This window comes from Vibrio eleionomae, assembly GCF_009874545.1.
Lineage (GTDB): Bacteria > Pseudomonadota > Gammaproteobacteria > Enterobacterales > Vibrionaceae > Vibrio > Vibrio nitrifigilis.
Genome location: NZ_WEKT01000008.1, coordinates 98,071 through 119,019 on the forward strand (window position 1 = coordinate 98,071; position 20,949 = coordinate 119,019).

A 20,949-nucleotide genomic window follows, 5' to 3' on the forward strand; every position below is an offset into this window, starting at 1 on the left:
GTAAGTAGCCACTATGGGTTGTATACCTGTATATATGGATAAAAACTAGAAATTTTCAAGGTTTTGCCCGATATTTTCGCACATTGTTGATCCATTCTTGCACTGCAATAGGGAATAATGGTCAAACGGCCATTACAGTTGTAAGAGATCTCTCACAAGGTTCGTGGGATATCTAACTATTTATGGCTAGTCGATTTGCGCTATCTTCCTTAACTTGATGTTTATAATACGAATTTGAGAGAAAACTATTTTGGTGCAATAAAAAAATAAAATATCGACGTTGCCGAAAATCTGCAAAAGAGTAAATTTAACTCATCGGCAGGACGCTGATAAGGAACAGGAAAGACCCAAGGATTGGTCATCTTCAGGACGAAGATACGGCGTTTCAGGATGAAAAGTCGGCATGGATAGCAAATTACAACATGAGCTCAGCTAGGATGGTTGAAATCAATTAACGTTGTAAAACTTTTATGGAAGAAAGTGCGTCTGTCAGGAAGACAGAGACATGGACACCGCTAGGATGGCGATGAAATGGATTGCGCTGAAGGATACAGCAAACTATCAGGGATTAGATGCAGGGAGCACCTATCGTAGCTGGATTGCTGCAAGTAAGAACTGACCCCACTAGGCATGAGCCTAGTGGGGTTTTCTTATATGAGCGCGTGTTGTCTTATCAATGATTGTAGTTTGAATGATAGGTTCTGTCGATTTATCAAATTCTGATGCAGAGTATGTTCGCTAATTCTTTACGTTATCCAGTATTGCCAAAGGGTAATAACTCTTGCTAATGTGCGTGCATTCATCTTTCGTCTGACGAGAGATCTTTTTATTCTTACCGGTGGTAGTGTGGAAAAAACATCCGTCTTTTTGTTACGTATTCTTAAAGAACATCCCGAACCGCAAATTTCGATTGGAGCTTTACTTGAACTGCTAAAACGCCGTTCTTACGGCGCACTGTTGATTATGCTTAGTTTAGTTGGGTTGATTCCAGGTATTTCATTTTTGGCTGGCTTTGCGGTTTTTCTTTTGGGCGTGCAAATGGCGATCGGTTTTCACGCTCCACGTCTGCCAGCATTTGCACGTAAGCGAAATCTTGACTGTGGTAAGTTGTTACATTTCATCCAAGAGTTGCAACCGTGGCTGCAAAAATTGGAGTATTACGTCAAACCTCGCTGGGACATTTTATCGACTTTGATGGTGCGTCGAGTGATTGGCATCATGATCTGTGTACTCGCCTTTGTCTCCTTATTACCGTTGCCCTTTGTCAACTTTGCACCTAACTTTGCCATCATCTGTTTATCGCTGGGTATTATTGAACGTGATGGTATTTGTATTTTAGTTGGGGGCTTTCTTGGTTTAGTTGCCGTATGGATTGGTTATCTCCTAGTGCGTGTAGCCTTTGCCTCAGTGTTGCTGGTAATATAGCGACGTAGTTTTTCATAAGATAAAAGAGTGGGATCATGGAAGCTCAAGTTAAATGGGTTGAGGGTTTTAAATTTCTCGGCCAATCAAATTCTGGTCATTCTGTTGTGATGGATGGCAGTGGTGGTGCAACAGCACCAAGCCCAATGGAAATGGTAATGATGGCCGCTGGTGGCTGCAGCTCTGTCGATGTAGTGGACGGATTAAAAAGCGCCAATCAGAAAGTGACATCGTGTAATGCACGTGTGAGTGCAGAGCGTCGTGATACTGCTCCTAAGTTGTTTACTAAAATGAATATTCATTTCGAAGTTGCTGGCGTTGACCTTGATACTGATATTGTTGCCAAAGTAACGGCAGATTCTTTAGACAAATATTGTTCAGTGTGTTTAATGCTAGGTAAAGGTGTGGAAATGACTCACAGCTACGAAATTATCGCTGACTAATCATTGCTGTTTAGCGGTTCGTATTGATGAAGCGCTTAGCAAGAGTGATAGCTTCAAGCCAGATGCCCAACAGTATCTGGCTTTTTATTTAGTCGAACAAGTGATACCAGCAAACTGTCTGGATTATGTGATTTATCACTATGTAAATTAACAGTTTGTTGTTTAAGCTGTTCTCATATACCCAAATACCTTTAGGTCAGTTGAGTATCAATATGGTTATAAAATAAGGAACAAAGAATGAGCGACCTCGATAATATGCTGTTAGGACAAGAAGTCGATGGCACATCAAACGAATTAGAACAGCTACGTATTGCTACGGCCTCATTAAAATTGCAGATCAATCAATGTGTCGATACTAAAAAACGCTTTTTCCTCCAACAACAGATGTTTGGCGCCCTAGGTGAGGGGAGTATGGTTCAACTGCCATTTCACTGTGAATTTGGTAAAACGATATTTATCGGTGACCACACATTTTTGAATATGAACGTCACTATGCTTGATGGGGCGAAAGTCACTATTGGAAATAACGTTTTAGTCGGGCCTAACACGCAATTTTATACCCCTAGTCATTCCTTAGATTACCGCCAACGTCGTCACTGGGAAGTGGTCTGTTCGCCGATTACGATTGAAGATGATGTTTGGATCGGGGGGAACGTTGTGATCACGCAAGGGGTAACGATTGGCGCACGTTCTGTGATTGCTGCTAATTCCGTGGTGACTGATGATGTACCTGCCGACAGTTTATATGGTGGAACGCCCGCTAAATTAATTAAGTCATTAAAAGAAACGAATGGAATCACAATGTAATTTATCTCTTGGGGTCATCTATCGATAGCACAGAATGAATCTTGCTACAGTGTCACTTTATTTAAAATCTAGACGAACATTTTATGTGGAATCACCATAAGTACACCTTGTTTGGTGTTGCTGCCATTTTACTGTGGGCGAGCTCAATTGGCTTAATGCGCACGGTGACGGAATTACTTTCTCCGCTGGGTGGCGCTGCTATGATTTATACCGTCTCAACGCTATGTTTGCTCTTTGTTGTTGGACTGCCTAAATTCACGGTTGCTTCTTGTCGTTACTTATTTTTGGCCGGTGTTGCATTTGCTGCTTACGAAGTCTGCTTATCAATGGCGATTGGTATGGCGAATGATCGTTATCAGGTTATGGATATGACGGTCATTAACTATTTATGGCCAGCATTAACTGTACTTCTTACCGTGGTCACGTCTCACAAACCAGTGAAGTTCTGGTTACTCCCCGGGGTACTGGTTGCCTTTACGGGTGTCGTTTGGTGTATTACCAATGGTCAATCCCTTTCTTATGCGTTAATTCGCCACCATGTCGCCACCAATCCATTCACTTATTGTTTAGCGTTTTCAGGTGCGATCATCTGGGCGGTGTACTGCACAGTGACACAAAAGATTTCTGATGGTGAAAATGGAATTACCTTGTTTTGTGCTCTAACGGCAGCTGTGTTGTGGATACAGTACGGATTGAGTGACGAAGCGTCATTACACTTATCCGTTAATGCTTTGATTTATTTAATGATCACCGGTGCGGTAATGGGGGGAGGGTATGGTCTATGGAACCTTGCTATTTTGCGAGGAAACATGATGTTGTTAGCCACACTCTCTTATTTTACCCCGGTATTTGCGGCGCTGTTTTCATCCATCATCTTAGGTATTGTATTGGGCCTAGCGTTTTGGCAAGGGGTTATGATGGTCAGTATTGGGTCATTAGTCTGTTGGTGGGCAACACGTGAACCGGTAGAAAGTCGTAGCAGATTGGAATTGATTGAAAAATAAAAAGCGAGGTCTTCGCCTCGCTCTTCGATCTTGTTATGCAACATTGAGTGTTAACTGCAACTCGAATGGTAATTTAGACAGTCGCTGCTCAAGTGTTTGACGTGTTGCTTCGATGTCTTGCATGTCTATCTGGTCGTTTTTATCGGCGATAATATCGATATCAACCCACAACTCGCGACCAATTTTAGTCACCGCAGCTAATTCAAGTTCTTGAGTCGACATTTCGTTAGCCGCTAAGATACCTTGATCAACACGCTGACAAATCTCTTTATCTGGCGCCATCAACAGCATTTCACGGGTAGCCGATTTGATCATCATCACGGGCACTTTTATAAAATAGAACGACATCAGTAACATCAACATTGGGTCAACATACACCGCGTAAGGTGCAAGTGGTGTTAATGTCATGACCCAAGCAATGATGAATGCGACAGTAATAACCACACTGAGCAAGGTATCCATTTGCCACTGTTTGATTTCCGCACCGATCAACCCTGAAGGGTATTTGCGGTTCATTCGAGCAATGGTATACCAAGTAATGCCACAACCAACCACGTTAATCAGGCCAAACAGGGTCGCAATTGAGGTGTCAATGGCATGACCGCCAGCCAGTAAATCGATAACCGCTGAATACAGTGAATAAGCGACCACCATTAATATCACTAACCCTTTAAAAGTAATTACCAGCGGCTCAAACAGAGCACGGCCAAAAGGGAATCGAGTATCTTGCGGCTTTTCTAAATATTTGGCGACTGCTAACGAGAGCAGTGTTAACAACATACTGACCGATGAATAGACGCCGTCGAATGCAATAACCAGCGACCCGACCAGTAACCCAATCACTAGCCCACCACCTGCAAATACAGATGATACTAAGGCAGAGAGCGTTAAAACGCGTTTTTCATTGAGAGTGGTTTGAGTACACATGATAAAGACCTATTAGAAACTTGACGCTAATTCTGGCCTTTTGCGGAAAATATACAATCCAAATTTAACCGAATTCCAATGAGTTAAATTCACTAAACTAAGATATCGTTGTTAAATCATTCACTTAAGTGAAGATTTAAGCGTCAAAATAGTTGACGCTCAGCGAACCTGGCCAAAAGAGGTAGTTAGAAGTCGAACAGAAAGTCATTGAGCTTGTCAGAGAGCCATGACATGGCCGCAGACTCGGTGCTGCCTGCTGGGCTAAACATACAATAGTCCTCTTGAGTAAGCCCATACGTGTGTTTTATCACTGTCAAATTTTGTTCACGTAGGTGCTTACGAATCAGAGGTTCTGGTAATACGCCCCATGCATTGTCAGTCAAGATGGTATTCAGAATATACTCGAAACTGGAGAACCCGATATAACGACGTGAAAAGGGTTCAAGACTTGGGTTGTCTTTTTCAGTGAGGTACACCATGACGGCTTGTTTGGCATTACGTAATTCTTCTTCTGTTACTCGTTTTGATTTCGCCAGAGGGTGCGATGAACGACATACCGACATCATGCGAATTTTCCCAAGTGGTTGATATATCATGCGAGGGTCGTCAAGACGCTCGTAGTCAACACCAAACGCAAAATCGACTTGTTGGGTCGCAACGAGGTTGGCGAGATCACCGCTCGAAGCTAACACCAAATTAAAGGAAGTATTAGGAAATAAGTTATTCAACTGATGGGCTAATTCTTGCCAAAGTGTATCGGGCAGAGAATCGTCGCGGGCAATCCACATTTCTGCCGCAAATTCACCGGAGACTTCACTGCAGGTGTATTTAATTCTTCTCGCCGTCAGCATGATGTTTTCACAATCTTTATAAATTGCTTTGCCAGCTTCTGATAAAGAAAGTTGATTGCCGGTACGATTAAATAAAGCAACCCCCAGCTCTTTTTCGAGCGCTTTAAGTGCCATACTAATTTTAGTCCGGTTGCACTCAAGTTGAGATGCGGCAGTAGTGACTGAGCCAACGTCTGCTACAGTGCAGAACGCTTCAATTTGCGATAAATTCATGGATTAACCATTTAATGGAACACCTTCAAATCATAAACAATTTTCGTAAAGAAGACTATTTGATGTATTTATCGTCAATTAAACTGAAATTATCCTCCTGAGTTCAAGAATCCGTGCTAACTCGGTGAACTTTCTTCAATTTTGGTTTACTCTTGGCAGTATTGTCTGAATAAGATTAAGTAAGACGGAGGCCACGATGGCGCAGAACTGGGATGAATACGCGGCAGATTGGGAAAAAGACGACTCGACCACTGCTTTTGCGCATGAGGTTTTTGCAGAATTACAGAAATTAACGCCACTTGAAGGTAAGCATGTGCTTGACTTCGGGTGTGGAACCGGTCTTTTGACCCAATTAATTGCAATTGATGCTAGGGATGTTGTGGCGTTAGATAGCTCTGAGGCCATGATAGAAGAGTTGGATAAAAAAGAGTTATTTAACGTTGAACCCGTTGTTGATGCTTTAACGCGTGGTCTTGTCGCTCAACATCCAGCGTTTCGTAAGCAATTTGATGTTGTGGTTGCTTCTAATGTATGTGGTTTCCTAGCTGATTATGAGCAGGCCGTCGATATTATCTATAGCTTATTGGATGAAGGTGGCCTGTTTGTGCATTGGGATTGGCAGGTAGATGATCATGATCCTGAGTTTGGATTAAGCGAAAAAGACGTGGCTTCTGCCTTGAATCGTGTTGGATTCAGTGACGTGGTGACTAAAACAGTCTTTAAAATACAGACACCGCAAGGTTTAGCGCCTGTTATTATGGGTGTCGGTAAAAAATAGCAGGCCTCTCGGCCGTTAAATCATCAAGCATATTCAGATCCTACCCAGTTTAAAATGCAGCACTCAGTGCTGCATTTTTCTTATCTATCTGATGATAAGAAATCCTAACTTCACTTCTTTTTAACCTCTTAATAGGGTTAATTAATAATCCTTAAGGTGTTCTTAAGTTAGCCTTTCTATTCTCATTGCATCACTCCGAGGGAGACATGCAATGAGCTTTTCTCACGATAATTTATCGATTGATTTATTGGCTGTCGGTCAGCATCACCCAATGCGTTCACAGGTTGAAATGTATGTGAAGCAACGTTACCAACTCGCATTCGACGCTCGTCTCGAACAATTTATGCCTGTGTTCTTAGTTTTGATGAGAGGAACAACGATTTTATCCGTATGCGGGTATCGTAGCGCTGAACAAGAACCCCTGTTTTTGGAACAGTATTTAGATCACTGCGCTGAAGAAATGGCAAAGCAATATCTCGGTTGCAGCGTATGTCGCTCTGAACTTATTGAGTTTGGACAATTAGCGGCGTTTTCAAAAGGCATGTCACCTTATCATTTTCTCGTGATGACCCGGTATCTGGTCGAACAAGGTTATCGATGGTGTATTTTTACCGCCACGGATCCTCTATTTGCCATGATGCGCCGTTTAGGCTTAGCGCCTGTTGTTATAGTTGAGGCCGATGCCGACCGCATTGCTAATGCGACGCAAATCTGGGGGTCATACTATCAAAATCAACCAAGAATTATGGCGGGTGATTTGGTTGCATCCTTAGCTCATTTAGAAAATGTACTCGATTCTGGGGGGCATAAAGTGGGGTTGGCGTTATGAATCGAATTTTGCAGTGTTTGGCAACGCGTGCTGCGATGCAGCCAGACGATATTGCTTTTGCAGGAAGCGAAACGCTAACGTACCAACAATGTTGGCAGCAGGTACAGTCAGTGGCGCAGCAACTTAGCGCTCTTTCCCCTCGCTGTATCGCACTGCGCGCTGAAAATAGCGTTCAGTGGGCGGTACTGGATTTGGCAGCTATGTTGGCGCAGATTCCATTCGTCCCTGTTGCGCCATTTTTTACTGATCAGCAAGTTGAGCACACGTTGCAAAGTTGTGGGGCAGATCTGCTATTTGGAGAGTGGGCTGCAGAGATAGCCACGGTGACTAATGAGACCATCGCCGGTTTTAACGTTTGCCGAGCATTGGGTGACTATCAACCCGCTGAATTATTGCCTGGCACCATCAAAGTCACGTTTACATCTGGTTCGACGGGTCACCCGAAAGGTGTGTGTTTAAGTGAGCAAAACCTTGAGAGCGTCAGTGATTCATTAGCGGTACAGGTTAAAACGGCTTTGCAAGGAGATAGCTCGCATCTTTCTTTAATTCCTTTGGCAGCTTTGCTTGAAAATGTCACAGCAGTTTATGTGCCTATTTTGTTGGGTAAACGTTCCATTGTGTTATCTGGCGAATCGATTGGACTAAGCGGCTCAAGCCAGTTTGATCCTCAGCAATTCATTCATGCGCTTATTCGTTATCAACCCGCTAGTTTAGTGACGACTCCAGCGTTATTGATGGCGTTAATTCAATTGGTCGATTCTGTACCAGCTATCGCACTATCGCTGCGTTTTGTTGCGGTAGGTGGGGCGAGAGTTTCTGCCGAGTTGATACAACGGGCTCACCAAAAGTCACTGCCTGTTTTTGAAGGGTATGGACTATCTGAATGTGCATCTGTCGTCAGTTTAAATACTCCGCTCGCTCACCAGCCCGGTTCGGCAGGCAAAGTGTTACCACACCTAACGATTAAGCTGACCGATGACAGCGACATTTTAGTCAAAGGAAATGTTGCACTTGGCTATATCGGGGAACCTTTTACTGATGAATGGCTTGCAACCGGTGATATTGGCACTGTCGATCAACAAGGTTTTCTAACCGTCACTGGGCGCAGAAAACATCAGCTTATCACTGCTTTTGGGCGCAACGTGTCACCGGAATGGATTGAAGTTGAAGCGCAAATATACCCTGAGCTGCACCGTATGATCGTGATTGGCGATGGTGAATTGCAGTTAAGTGCGGTGGTGATTAGCCAACAGCCCGAACCGGCTATGTTAGCTGCGCAACAATTAAACAGCGTATTACCCGATTATGCGCGCTTAGACAAAATCTATTTGGTTGAAACTGATAGTGAGATGCTACAAACGTGTTTTACCCCCAATGGTAAACCATTACGTCACCAAATTAGTCAATGGATAAACACCAACGAGCACACTGGTATGGCTCGTTCTTATCCATTATGAGTTGGCTTTTGCCGATTGAGGAGATAACCATGACTGAGTTTTTTAAACGTTTACAACAAGAGACTAAAACCGCACAGCAAGTGATGTTGCAAGCTCCGATATTTACGCAGTGTGCTCAAGGACAAGTCAGCCATGAGCAGTATGTCGCTTTTCTCACCCAAGCCTATCATCACGTAAAACATACTGTTCCGCTATTAATGGCGTGTGGTGGGCGTCTAACGGCGGATTATGAATGGTTAAGGAGCGCAATTGGCGAATACATCGAAGAAGAAATGGGGCATCAAGAGTGGATCTTAAATGATATTACCGCTTGTGGTGCTGATGCTGATCTAGTGCGCAAGAGTATGGGTGAAGGGAAGGCGAGCCAAGCCATAGAATTGATGGTTGCTTACCTCTATCACCAGATAGACCGGGCTAATCCACTGGCATTATTTGGTATGGTTTGGGTGTTAGAAGGAACCAGTGTGAGTGTTGGCGGTGATATGGCAGCACTTATCAAGCACACACTGGCGCTACCCGATAAAGCAATGAGCTATTTAAATTCCCATAGTGTACTTGATCAAGACCATATTCAATTTTTTGAAAAACTGATGAATAAGATCGAATCACCTGATGACCAGCAAGCTATTATTGATAGTGCCAACATGATATTTGCTTTATATGGTCAGATGTTACGTGGTTTAACTGAACGTTCTTTGTTGAAAGTGGCTTAGGAGTACCGGTCATGGACTTACAAAACAAAACGGTCGTTCTTACAGGAGCAACTGGAGGAATTGGCCAGGCAGTGGCCCAATTATTAGAGCAACGAGGCGCAAACTTGGTGTTAGTGGCTCGTCATCAACAAGCGTTAGAAACGTTGCGAGAGTCACTTAAACGTCCTGAAAGTCATGCAGTATGTGCTGCTGATGTCACCGACGGTGAACAGCGGGAAAATTTACTGCATTTTCTGCGCTATGGTCTTGATGATCATGGTATCGATGTCGTGATTAATAACGCAGGAACAAACCAGTTCTCGCTGCTATCGCAACGCAGTCCTAGTTCGGTTGAACATGAGATAGCGCTTAATCTTAATGCCCCCATATTGTTAACTCAGGGAATGTTAAGTTGGATTAATCGACCGGGTATTATTTTAAATATCGGTTCAACGCTCGGAGCCATTGGCTATCCTGGCTACAGCACGTATTGCGCGGCGAAATCCGGTGTGCAACGGTTTAGTGAAGCGCTTGACCGTGAACTCGATGGCTCTGGAATACGAGTGTTGTTCCTCGCGCCAAGAACCACAGATACTCGTTTAAATAATGATGCGGTGCAGGAGATGAACCGCGCCTTGGGTAATCATAGTGATAGCGTTGATGTCGTGGCTAAACACGTGGTTAAAGTGATAGAAGACGAAATTGCATCACTTTGGATAGGGTGGCCAGAAAAGCTCTTCGTCCGTATCAATCAACTTGTACCTAATGTGGTGTCGAAATCGATCCGTAAACAGCAAGCCACTATTCATCAATTCATTTCAAATCGAAAAAAACACGTGTAATTGGGGGCAGCATGAGCAAATATCGTTATTGGCTACTGGCCGTATTAGGGGGCGTTTTATCTGCCGGTGTATGGGCAAATGGCGCCGACCCATTAGACACCATTCAACATAAATGGGCGAAATGCCAGTATCAAGTTGAAGATAAAGATAATCAAATTTATTGTTTTGAGAATTTAATCGCTCGTAATCAAAAAGCGTTGGATGCTGATCCTAAACGGCACGAATTGAAAGTATGGTTGGCGATCAGTGAATCCTCTTTAGCGGGGGCAAAAGGTGGTCTAGGCGCACTTTCTTTGGTGAAAAAGGCCAAAGTGTTACTTGAAGAAGTAATTAAAGAGGCGCCAAATACGTTAGACGGATCGGCGTATACCAGCTTAGGTTCACTATATTATAAAGTACCGGGATGGCCTGTTGGATTTGGTGATGACGACATGGCTGAAACTATGTTATTAAAAGCATTAGAAATCAATCCTAATGGTATTGATCCTAATTACTTTTATGGCGACTTTTTGGCAGAGGAAGGCCGCGACAAGGAAGCGATACAGTATCTGAAAAAAGCGCAAAAAGCGGCGCCACGACCTAATCGTCCTGTCGCTGATGCTGGACGAAGAGTTGAAATCGCCGCCAAATTGGGAGAACTGAAGTCGTAATGCGATTACTATTGGTCGAAGATGATGTGTTATTAGGGGAATCCATGGCGGAAACATTGCGCCGTCATGGCTACACTGTTGATTGGCTTGAACGCGGAAGTGGCGTTGACGTTGCACTCAAAACGGAACAATTTGCCATCATCGTACTGGATCTTACTTTGCCCGATATCGATGGGCTTGAAGTGCTACGTCGCGTTAGACAGGCAGGTTTTACCGTTCCTGTATTGATCCTGACGGCGCGTGACGATATTCAAGACCGAGTGAAAGGGCTTGATGGCGGTGCAGATGATTACCTTGTTAAGCCTTTTATCTTAGATGAATTATTAGCACGTTTGCGTGTATTGATCAGGCGGCAAAATGGCTATTGTGAAGAGGTGTTGTCTATCGGCGAATTTTCCCTGTCGTTAGCGACGCAGTCGGCGATATTTCAAGGCGAAAAGCTCAAACTGACCAACAAAGAATTTAAGTTGCTCGCGACACTCATGACTTCTGCAGGTAGAGTGCTAAGTAAAGATCAATTACAACAAGCCTTACATGGCTGGGATGATGGTGGCAGTGATAATGCCATCGAAGTTCATATTCATAATCTGCGCAAGAAAATGCCGCTAGATATCATCAAAAATATTCGTGGAGTAGGGTATATCATTGAAAAATAACGCGCATAAAGTCTTTTCAATGAAAAAACGCCTGACTTGGTCAGTCGTGCTTTTATCTACGTGCTTAATTTTAATTTCGCTTATCTTCAGTTACTTCGAATCAAGACATGAAATTCGTGAAGTCTATGATGCTCGTCTCGGGCAATCGGCGAAAATGGCTTTGTTAAGCGTACCTAGCGTGATCAACAATTTGGATGACAAAGTGGCTAAAAAACAGTTATCAAACTGGATGGCTCAACTTAGCCAACAAGCCGATTCACAAGGCGGTGAAGGTCCTACCGATTATGGTCATCCTTATGAACGAAATATTCTCATTCAATATTACCGTGACGGTAAGATGCTCTGGAGTTCAATACCATCGATGACGGCGATTAACCATAATCCAGATTATTATGGCTATGGTTATGTTTCACATATCGGTAAAACTTGGCGATTTTTTCAGCTGCGTATGCCGGACTCTGATGACTATGTAGTGACCGCCGAAAAACTCTCTATTCGCCACGAAATGATCAATGAATTGGCCTTATCGACGGCCTTGCCACAGTTAATATTGATTCCCTGCTTGGGGATAGTGATGGCTCTATTGATTGAGCGTAATTTTAAACCGATTACCGAACTGCGCAGTGCAATAAGCCAGCGTAATATTAATAAGTTGGACAAGATTTATGTCCAGCACCCGACGACGGAATTAACCCCGCTGGTGGCTGCATTGAATACATTGCTGGGAGAACTAGACGAAGCTTGGCAACGTGAAAAGCGGTTTACCAGAATGGCTGCGCATGAACTTAAAACGCCATTAACTATTTTACGACTGAATGCAGAAAATGCGTTTGACGCGCCAACGAAAGAGCAGTTGACCACTTCTCTCAATCACATACTTGCTGGCATTGATCGTACAGACCGTTTGATTCAGCAATTATTGATGTTAGCTCGGGTTGAAAGTGTCAAATCACTACAGTTTGTGAAAATTGAGTTAGCGGAGTTTCTGCAATCTGTTTTAGCAGAAATCGCCCCTATGGCACTAAAGCAAGATCAAGAACTTTCTTTGGACGCAAACCCTGCCGTTATTATGGGGGATCCGGCTTTGTTACGAGTACTGTTTTTAAATTTACTGGATAACGCGATTCGTTACTCTGGAAAACGTACCGCTATTAGTGTGGTATTAACTGAATCGGATGATCATTTCATTGTGAACGTGAGTGATTCAGGCAAACCTATTGAGCAAGAGGTTAGGGATAAGTTATTTGATAATTTTTACCGAGCAAATTCTGAACGTGGCGACGGAGCAGGATTGGGGATGTCAATCACTCGAGATATCGCAAAATTACACCATGGCAATGTTGCTCTTTTAGATCATGATTTGAAAGGGAATACTTTTCAAATCACACTTAAGAAACACAATTTATAACTTGATTTCCAAATCGTAAATTGAGTATTTAATTAATTTAATTGCGTAATTATTGAAGATTATTTATAATCTGGCCTTAACAAAGTCGATGGAACCATTGTTGTGGTTTATCTAATTTGTCACTAACAACCAGGCTAGGTCGTTATAGCAGTCCGATTATGCGCTATTAGTCGAATTGACATTAGAAATAAAATTAAATAACACAAAATCAAAAAGAGACCGATATTTGTCGGTCTCTTTTTATTTTCTAATTCGCTTGATACGCTTTCATTAGTTCGGTTAACGCCTCTGGGTTAGCGATGGCACTGAGATTGTCGATATCGGTACCCGCGATAGCTTGTTTGACTGCCTTTTCTACCAATTTTCCTGAGTGTGTTTTGGGGATTGCTGGTACGGCAATGATGTGTTGTGGTACATGGTAAGGGGAGCGGTTTGTCTTTAGTTGCTCGCAAATTCTCGTTTTGAGTTGATTAGTTAACGTAAATTGTGGATCTAACTGCACAAACAGTAGGATAACTTCATCCTGCTGCTCTTTTTTCCCTACGGCGATAGCATCAACAAGCTCTTCAAATTGTCTTAATTCACAATAAATCTCTGCGGTTCCCACTCGAACTCCACGAGGATTGATCATAGTGTCACTGCGGCCATGGAAAATCACCCCATTTTGTGAGGTTAACTCGATTTCATCACCATGGTGCCAAACCCCAGGAAATCGCTGCCAATAAGCGTTATAATAGGCTTCGCCTTTATCTTGCCAAAAGCCAATGGGTTGGTTGGGAAAACTATTTCGGCACACTAATTCGCCATGCTCTTGAATCACGGGAGTACCATTATTATCGAAGGCGGTGACATCCAAACCGAGCCCGATACACTGACATTCTCCGCGGTAAACGGGCGCTATAGGATTACCCATGACAAAGCAACCACAGATATCGGTTCCGCCAGACATTGAAGACAGCAACAAATCGCCTTTTATGTGTTCATAGACAAAATCAAATTGCTCATCATAGAGTGGAGAACCAGTTGAACAAAGGGTTTTTAGCGCGTTGAGCGAGTAGTAATCGGCAGGATAAAACTGCTTTCTTTGTAGTTCGGAGAGGTATCGTGCCGACGTTCCGAATAGTGACACGCCGACTTCTTCTGCAATCTGCCATAAGGCTTGAGGTTGAGGATAGAAAGGGCTACCGTCAAAAATAACCAGAGTGGCTCCACTGGCTAGCGCTGATACATGCCAATTCCACATCATCCAGCCACAACTGGTGTAATAGAATATTTTGTCTTCCGGATGAATATCACAATGTAACTGATGTTCTTTGAGATGGTTTAACAGTGTGCCGCCAATCGAATGGACGATACACTTAGGTTTTCCGGTCGTCCCGGATGAATAAAGAATAAATAATGGGTCATTAAAATTACCACGATTATATTCTAATCCTTTGCCGTTATATCGATTTAAGATGGCATGCCAATCAGAAAAACTGTCGTTAAATTCGTCGGTCTTTGCATTTCGTTGTTGTAAGTATTCAATCTGACATACATTTTGAATACTTGGAATCGCCGCAACAATGTCTGCATTGTGTTTTTCTAGATGATGTACGGTTCCGTTAAATGTGTAGCCATTGCAGCAAAATAGTATCTTGGGGTTAACTTGACCAAATCGGGCGGTGACAGCCTCAACGCCAAGATCGGGAGACACTGAGGTCCAAATCGCGCCTAAGCTCGCTGTTGCAAGCATAGCGATAACGGATTGAGGTATATAAGGTAAATAGCCCGCGACTACATCGCCTGCATTAACACCATTTTGGAGCAACCATTGTTGAATCTTTGAAATCTGATCTTCGAGGTTTTGCCATGTGTAGGTCTGAGTTTGGCCCGCTTCATTACGAAACCATATCGCCGTTCCTTCGGGCGATCTAAAAGCATAAGAGAGGCAGTTTTCCGCGTAATTGAGCCTTGCTTGAGGAAACCAAGTTGTGTCGAGTGCGGGAAAAAAATCTCGCTCAGAAACAATATTATCTCCGGTTATACATTCACCCTGATTCCCGATAATGTCGCAATATTCCCACAGTGAGAGCCAAAACTTTTTGCTCTCTGTTATTGACCACTGATACAGCTCATCATAAGAGGAGAAGGAGCGGTTCTCGCGTTGACTTACCATCTGCATAAAATCGTATAGGAGTGACTGTTCGACCCTGTCCTGACTCGGTGTCCAAATCGGTGAAGCCTTTGACATATTGGTTATTTTCCTACTCGACTGAATGTATGGATAAAGTGTTGATGGTGATTGGGTTAAAGTCAAACAGCCATATTGCGCAATGTCACTATTTGTTTACATCCAAGCAGTAAATAATTTATTGACTAATTTATCACTATTGTTGTAGCCGGATTATGCTTTATACAGCATTAAAAAATAGGAGAGGGATGATGACGACGTACCATTCCAAACCCATAGACAGCGATGGCAAGATGACTTGGACCCATGAAGAAGTGTCAGTCTGGCGTTATTTAATTGAACGACAGAGTAAGCTCTTGCCCGAGCGCGCATGTACCGCCTATCTTGATGGGTTGGATTTATTGCAATTATCCAGTGCAATGCCGCCCCAACTTGCAGATATCAATCGAGTGTTAAAGTCAGCCACTGGATGGAGCGTCACACCGGTTCCAGCGCTAATCGACTTTAAACGATTTTTCAGTTTATTGGCGCATCAGCAATTCCCTATTGCTACCTTTATGCGCCGCAGAGATGAAATCGACTATTTACAAGAGCCGGACTTCTTTCATGAAGTATTTGGTCATTGCGCAATGTTGACTAACCCAGATTTTGCCCATTTTACTCATTGGTGTGGTCAATCCGGGATAAAGCTGAACGATAAACAGCGGGTATTTTTAGCCCGACTTTACTGGTTTACCGTTGAATTTGGCTTGATTAAAGAGGCTGGTGAGCTTCGTATCTATGGCGGTGGGATCCTTTCATCCCCGAAGGAGACCTTATACAGCTTGGAGTCATCAGAGGCGGTGCGTCGATCATTTAACTTATTAGATATTTTGCGCACCCCGTATCGTATCGATATTGTTCAACCTGTCTATTATTACCTAGATTCTATCGCACAACTTTATCAACTCAGTGACATTGATTTAGTCACTGCGATTAATCAAGCAGAGGCGCTTGGTCTGTTTAAGCCTCTGTTTGCCAAAAAGGTTTGCTAAAAGGAGCGCTGTGAAAATGCTAAGTGAACTAAAATGTGTCCCTTGCTATGGCAAAGGAGAAACCGCTTTATCGGTACAAGAGCAGCAAGAGTATCTGAGCCAACTTAATGGTTGGCAAATCACATACACCGACGAGCAGCCGTGCTTGGAAAAAATATTTACCTTTAATGGCTACAAGCAAGCATGGCGATTTTGCGATCAAGTTGCCGGTTTGGCGGATCAACAAAATCATCATCCAGCGATTTTACTTGAATGGGGTAAAGTGGTTGTGACTTGGTGGACTCATTCGGTACACGGGCTTCATACCAATGATTTTATCTGTGCGGCGAAGACAGATGCTCTAAGAGATAAGCTCTAATCGAGTGTGGTTCGATGATGTTTTATTCCACAATACATAAAAAAAGAGCCAACCGTAAATCAAGATTGGCTTATATACTTGTGAACAAATTTTATTCACTAACAACGTCAGTTGGCTAGGTGACCCTCGGCTTAATAAGGGTCGCTAATATTAATGCAGATACCGTGCCAACTTTTTTAAAGGCGATTTTCGTTCTATTTTAGCTATTTTTTACCAAAAAATGACGCTTAAGCGTTACCCTTCTTACTTTTGTTTGCAAATTGCGAATGCAAATTGCGAATTTATCTAAAATGCTAGTGACGGTTAACATATCTATTACGTTTCGTATTTCTTTTTTAGAATGGTATTTTGTTTATATGTCAAAACATTTAACAAAAGGTTCTTATTTTATTTTAATAATTTTAAGTGTGTTAAAATCAATGTGTTACACGTTTATGTTGAGTTTTTGTGATCAGTTCGGGGTTGAAAATCGATTTGTGTTTGTTAGTGTAATAAACACATTGTTTAGAGTTCAAAACAAAAGTGGTTAATAATGATTACAACATCACCATGGGTTGCATATCCAAAAACAATGCACAATGTTCAACAGTCTTGGACATTTCGAACTCCCGAGCGTAGTGACGGGCACGCCATCCACACGTTGATTGCGCAGTGTTCACCGCTCGATGAAAATTCTGCTTACTGTAATTTTCTTCAGTCGACGCACTTTCGCAAAACATGCGTAATGGCGGAATACCGAGGACAAGTTGCTGGTTTTATTTCTGCCTATCGCAAGCCAGATCAACCTGATGAATTGTTTATATGGCAAGTCGCGGTTCACCCCAAAGCCCGCGGCAAAGGTTTGGCTTTCGATATGTTGAATGAACTTTTAAATAGGGAAACGTTACACGATATTACGGCCATTGAAACAACGATTACTCGCGATAATCAAGGGTCTTGGAGCTTGTTCAAAAAGCTAGAACGTGCTCATGGCCAACAGGGTGAAGTCACTACATTCCTTGACCAAACTCGCCATTTTTGTGGCGAACACGACACCGAATATCTGTTTCGAATTCCTCTTAATTCACGTAAACAACAATAAGGGTAACACCATTACTATGGATATATTTACTCAGAAAGAATCGAATGTTCAGTCTTACGCTAACAACTTTCCAGTTGTGTTTTCTACTGCCAAGGGAAGCCACCTCTATACCAAAGAAGGTGATGCTTACCTCGATTTTCTTGCTGGCGCTGGCTCCCTCAATTACGGGCATAACAATGACATATTGAAGCAAGCGTTATTGGAATATATAGAACAAGATGGCCTGACCCACGGTCTGGATATGCATTCAGATGCCAAAGCTCAATTTCTGCTGGCGATGCAGCGATATATTTTTGCGCCACGTCGGCTGGATTATAAAGTGCAGTTTACTGGGCCAACAGGAACGAATGCTGTTGAGGCCGCTATTAAACTTGCACGTAAAGTTACCGGGAGAACCAACATTGTTTCATTCACGAATGGTTTCCATGGTTGTTCTCTGGGGGCATTAGCCGTAACGGGAAATCAGCACCATCGTGGCGGTGCTGGCATGTCTTTAAACGGAGTCACTCGTATCCCTTATGAAGGCTACGCAGATACTGATGGCTTATCACTATTCTCGGCAATGCTCGATGACAATTCATCAGGTTTAGATAAACCAGCCGGAGTGATTGTCGAGGTGGTTCAAGGAGAAGGTGGGTTAAATGCAGCTTCACCGCAGTGGTTACGCCGTCTAAGTGACATTTGTAAACAACACGATATTTTATTGATTGTTGATGATATTCAAGCGGGCTGTGGCCGCACGGGCACGTTCTTTAGTTTTGAACCAGCAGAAATTAAACCGGATATCGTTACGCTTTCCAAATCAATTGGTGGTTATGGTCTGCCTCTAGCGGTTGTGCTTTATAAACCACAATATGATGTATGGAAACCCGGTGAACATAACGGCACATTTCGCGGCAATAACCATGCGTTTGTGACGGCGGCCAAAGCATTAGAGACGTATTGGGCGGATGACAAATTTGCTCAACATATTGATCAACGAGCATCTCAAGTAACGCAATGCATTGAAAAAGTCTCTCAGCAATATTCATCACTGTTTAACGGTGTGAAAGGACGTGGGTTAATGCAAGGCATTGAATGTCTTGATGGTGATGTCGCGCATCAGATTACCCAAGAATGTTTTCATCAGGGAATGGTGATCGAAACTGCCGGACCGGATGATGAAGTCATTAAGTTCTTTTGTCCATTAACGATCACCGCAAGCGAACTCGATAAAGGGTTGGCGATCTTTAAATCAGCTGTGGACAAAGTGGCTCCCCGTCTGATCAAGCAGGCATCTTAGCCGATTGCAGCATCATTTATATCTCTCATTTAATGAAAACAAATAACAGGAAAAGTTAATGATTGTACGAACTTTACAAGAATGCGAACAGAGTGAACGTCGAGTAGTGGCTGAAACGTGGGAAAGCACCCGTATGATACTCAAAGAAGATCAAATGGGCTTTTCATTCCATATCACAACGATTTACAAAGGAACGGATACCCATATTCATTACAAAAATCACTTGGAATCCGTTTATTGCATGTCGGGAGAAGGTGAAATTGAAGTTGTCGGCGGAAAACGTTATCCGATTAAACCTGGCACATTGTATGTGTTAGATAAGCATGATGAGCACTATTTACGTGCTCATAAAAAAGGCGATATGGTGATGGCTTGTGTGTTCAACCCACCACTGACTGGTGCTGAAACTCATGATAAAGATGGTGTGTATCCATTAGTTGACTAGTAGAGATATACGTGAGGCCGTGACTATTCACGGCCCGATTGTTTCGCTCTTTACAAACTGTCAATCATTAAAGGAGACTCCATGTCTTTCACCGTAGAAAAAATCGGTGGTACGTCGATGTCGGCATTTGATGCCGTTCTCGATAATATATTTTTAAAGCCGAGTAACCCTTATCATCGTGTGTTCGTTGTGTCTGCCTACTCTGGGATGACCAACGCGCTATTAGAATGCAAAAAAACCGGCAAACCAGGTATCTACCAGATGGTTGCCAATGGTGATGAGAATTGGCAAGACGCAATGTATCAATTAGAGCAGCGCATGCTGCTAATTAATGAAAACCTATTTGCAGATCCAATGGTGCGCATTCAAGCTGATAAATTTTTGCGTGCACGCGTCGCTGATGCAATTGAATGTATACATAGTTTATTGCAAACCTGTGAATTCGGTCAGTTCAGTCTACGCCAATATCTCCCTCAGATCCGTGAATTTCTCTCTTCGCTGGGAGAGGCTCACAGCGCTTATAACACGGTGCAAAAACTGCAAAGCTTAAATATAAACGCTCGTTTTATTGACCTGTCTGGTTGGAACCAAGGGCAGAGTGAATCGTTGGATAAGGTGATTTTAAAGGCGTTCGCCAATATTGATTTAAGCAACGAGTTACCCATTGTTACTGGTTACGCTCATTGCCAAGAAGGCTTGATGCAGACCTATGATCGTGGCTACAGTGAAATGACGTTCAGTCGTATCGCCGCTTTAATGGGAGCAAGCGAGGCGATCATTCACAAAGAGTATCATTTGAGCAGCGCAGACCCATGTATTGTTGGTCCTGAACATGTTCGTCCAATGGGGCAAACTAACTATGATGTGGCAGATCAACTTGCTAACTTAGGCATGGAAGCGATTCATCCTAACGCCGCCGCAGGGTTACGTCAGAAAGGTATTGATTTGAGGATAAAAAATACGTTCGAACCGGATCATCCGGGTACCTTGATAGCCGATCGGTTCCGTACTGATGACGAGCAGGTAGAAATCATCGCCGGACGTGACAAAGTGTTTGCATTGCATCTGTTCGATCAAAGTATGGTCGGTAAAACAGATAGCGTGAGCTACGATGTTATGGAAATTATTTCTGATGAAAAAGTCCGCTTGATGGGGAATGAGATGAATGCCAATTCGATGACCTATTTTTTAAGTGGAAGTACTCCGGCATTAAACCGTGTGTTAGCCCGTACTAAGCAGTACTGTCCGAATGCAAAAACCAGCGGAAGGATGGTTGCCTTAATATCAGCCATTGGAGCTTATATGAATACTAACGCTACATTAAGCTGTGGTATGCAAGCATTGATGGAAGTCGGTATTGACCCTATGGCGGCGTATTCTTCAATGCGCAATGTCAATGTTCAGTACGTCGTTGAGGATAACGATTATCATAGTGCTATCTGTGCGTTACACAAACGATTGATTGGCTCTGGTACAAAGAAAAAATCTCCGACGGTGCAAGCAGCTTAATAATGCATTACGATTATATGCAGCCAATCGGCTGCATTTTTTATTGTGCGCGATGCGATAGAAAAGATGGCGATTCTGTTGTGGAACC

General features: G+C 43.0%; 21 protein-coding genes. 18 read left to right on the top strand and 3 right to left on the bottom strand.

Translation table 11 applies throughout. From position 1 onward, the window contains the following. Positions 1 to 846: 846 nt before the first annotated feature. The 4 genes from F9817_RS06975 to yddG all read left to right on the top strand — a co-directional run bounded on the left by F9817_RS06975 (position 847) and on the right by yddG (position 3,676). On the top strand, positions 847 to 1,425 hold the full coding sequence (locus F9817_RS06975) for an exopolysaccharide biosynthesis protein (protein ID WP_329604855.1): 579 nt from the start codon (positions 847 to 849) through the stop codon (positions 1,423 to 1,425). A gap of 35 nt (positions 1,426 to 1,460) precedes the next feature. Next, positions 1,461 to 1,865 (top strand): OsmC family protein, encoded by a 405-nt coding sequence (locus F9817_RS06980; RefSeq protein ID WP_161154235.1) that lies wholly within the window; start codon positions 1,461 to 1,463, stop codon positions 1,863 to 1,865. 237 nt (positions 1,866 to 2,102) lie between these two features. Continuing rightward, on the top strand, positions 2,103 to 2,672 hold the full coding sequence (locus F9817_RS06985) for a sugar O-acetyltransferase (RefSeq protein ID WP_161154236.1): 570 nt from the start codon (positions 2,103 to 2,105) through the stop codon (positions 2,670 to 2,672). Between the two features lie 83 nt (positions 2,673 to 2,755). Next, a complete protein-coding gene (yddG, locus tag F9817_RS06990; protein WP_161154237.1) occupies positions 2,756 to 3,676 on the top strand; it encodes an aromatic amino acid DMT transporter YddG in 921 nt (306 codons plus the stop codon). 33 nt (positions 3,677 to 3,709) lie between these two features. Here yddG and F9817_RS06995 read toward each other — a convergent pair whose 3' ends face one another. Both F9817_RS06995 and F9817_RS07000 read right to left on the bottom strand, forming a co-directional pair. Next, positions 3,710 to 4,603 carry a cation diffusion facilitator family transporter gene (locus F9817_RS06995; RefSeq protein WP_161154238.1) on the bottom strand — a complete coding sequence of 298 codons (894 nt, stop codon included), beginning with the start codon at positions 4,601 to 4,603 and terminating at the stop codon, positions 3,710 to 3,712. Positions 4,604 to 4,788: 185 nt separating this feature from the next. Beyond that, entirely contained in the window at positions 4,789 to 5,667 is an 879-nt protein-coding gene (locus tag F9817_RS07000) for a LysR family transcriptional regulator (protein ID WP_161154239.1), read from the bottom strand. 196 nt (positions 5,668 to 5,863) lie between these two features. Between F9817_RS07000 and F9817_RS07005 the strand changes: the two genes are divergently transcribed. The 8 genes from F9817_RS07005 (at position 5,864) to F9817_RS07040 (ending at position 12,979) form a co-directional block, all read left to right on the top strand. Next, positions 5,864 to 6,445 carry a class I SAM-dependent DNA methyltransferase gene (locus F9817_RS07005; protein ID WP_161154240.1) on the top strand — a complete coding sequence of 194 codons (582 nt, stop codon included), beginning with the start codon at positions 5,864 to 5,866 and terminating at the stop codon, positions 6,443 to 6,445. Between the two features lie 211 nt (positions 6,446 to 6,656). Beyond that, a complete protein-coding gene (locus F9817_RS07010) occupies positions 6,657 to 7,274 on the top strand; it encodes a thermostable hemolysin (RefSeq protein WP_161154241.1) in 618 nt (205 codons plus the stop codon). Beyond that, positions 7,271 to 8,731: an AMP-binding protein gene (locus F9817_RS07015; protein ID WP_161154242.1), complete on the top strand. Its 1,461-nt coding sequence runs from the start codon at positions 7,271 to 7,273 to the stop codon at positions 8,729 to 8,731. Before F9817_RS07010 ends, F9817_RS07015 begins: the two co-directional genes overlap by 4 nt. Before the next feature lie 29 nt (positions 8,732 to 8,760). Continuing rightward, positions 8,761 to 9,444, top strand: coding sequence for an iron-containing redox enzyme family protein (locus tag F9817_RS07020; RefSeq protein ID WP_161154243.1), 684 nt, complete (start codon positions 8,761 to 8,763; stop codon positions 9,442 to 9,444). An 11-nt stretch (positions 9,445 to 9,455) separates the two neighbouring features. After that, positions 9,456 to 10,265, top strand: a complete 810-nt coding sequence (locus F9817_RS07025; RefSeq protein ID WP_161154244.1) for an SDR family oxidoreductase — start codon at positions 9,456 to 9,458, stop codon at positions 10,263 to 10,265. Between the two features lie 11 nt (positions 10,266 to 10,276). Further along, on the top strand, positions 10,277 to 10,915 hold the full coding sequence (locus tag F9817_RS07030) for a tetratricopeptide repeat protein (protein WP_161154245.1): 639 nt from the start codon (positions 10,277 to 10,279) through the stop codon (positions 10,913 to 10,915). Continuing rightward, a complete protein-coding gene (locus F9817_RS07035; protein ID WP_161154246.1) occupies positions 10,915 to 11,571 on the top strand; it encodes a response regulator in 657 nt (218 codons plus the stop codon). The genes F9817_RS07030 and F9817_RS07035 overlap by 1 nt, the downstream gene beginning before the upstream one ends. 19 nt (positions 11,572 to 11,590) lie before the next feature. Continuing rightward, the gene (locus tag F9817_RS07040) at positions 11,591 to 12,979 is read left to right on the top strand and encodes an ATP-binding protein (protein WP_230389678.1); all 1,389 of its coding nucleotides are present in this window, start codon (positions 11,591 to 11,593) and stop codon (positions 12,977 to 12,979) included. Positions 12,980 to 13,226: 247 nt separating this feature from the next. On the opposite strand, the gene F9817_RS07045 is transcribed toward F9817_RS07040, so the two are convergent. Next, on the bottom strand, positions 13,227 to 15,212 hold the full coding sequence (locus F9817_RS07045; protein WP_161154248.1) for an acetoacetate--CoA ligase: 1,986 nt from the start codon (positions 15,210 to 15,212) through the stop codon (positions 13,227 to 13,229). 191 nt (positions 15,213 to 15,403) lie between these two features. On the opposite strand from F9817_RS07045, the gene phhA reads away from it, so the two are divergent. From phhA to F9817_RS07075, 6 genes are all read left to right on the top strand, one after another. Continuing rightward, on the top strand, positions 15,404 to 16,186 hold the full coding sequence (gene phhA / locus F9817_RS07050) for a phenylalanine 4-monooxygenase (RefSeq protein ID WP_161154269.1): 783 nt from the start codon (positions 15,404 to 15,406) through the stop codon (positions 16,184 to 16,186). A gap of 16 nt (positions 16,187 to 16,202) precedes the next feature. After that, a complete protein-coding gene (locus tag F9817_RS07055; RefSeq protein ID WP_161154249.1) occupies positions 16,203 to 16,544 on the top strand; it encodes a 4a-hydroxytetrahydrobiopterin dehydratase in 342 nt (113 codons plus the stop codon). A gap of 532 nt (positions 16,545 to 17,076) precedes the next feature. Next, entirely contained in the window at positions 17,077 to 17,625 is a 549-nt protein-coding gene (ectA, locus tag F9817_RS07060; RefSeq protein ID WP_161154250.1) for a diaminobutyrate acetyltransferase, read from the top strand. A gap of 16 nt (positions 17,626 to 17,641) precedes the next feature. Continuing rightward, a complete protein-coding gene (gene ectB, locus F9817_RS07065; RefSeq protein ID WP_161154251.1) occupies positions 17,642 to 18,907 on the top strand; it encodes a diaminobutyrate--2-oxoglutarate transaminase in 1,266 nt (421 codons plus the stop codon). A 58-nt stretch (positions 18,908 to 18,965) separates the two neighbouring features. Further along, entirely contained in the window at positions 18,966 to 19,352 is a 387-nt protein-coding gene (locus F9817_RS07070; RefSeq protein WP_161154252.1) for an ectoine synthase, read from the top strand. 81 nt (positions 19,353 to 19,433) lie between these two features. Next, on the top strand, positions 19,434 to 20,861 hold the full coding sequence (locus tag F9817_RS07075) for an aspartate kinase (RefSeq protein WP_161154253.1): 1,428 nt from the start codon (positions 19,434 to 19,436) through the stop codon (positions 20,859 to 20,861). Positions 20,862 to 20,949 lie beyond the last annotated feature (88 nt).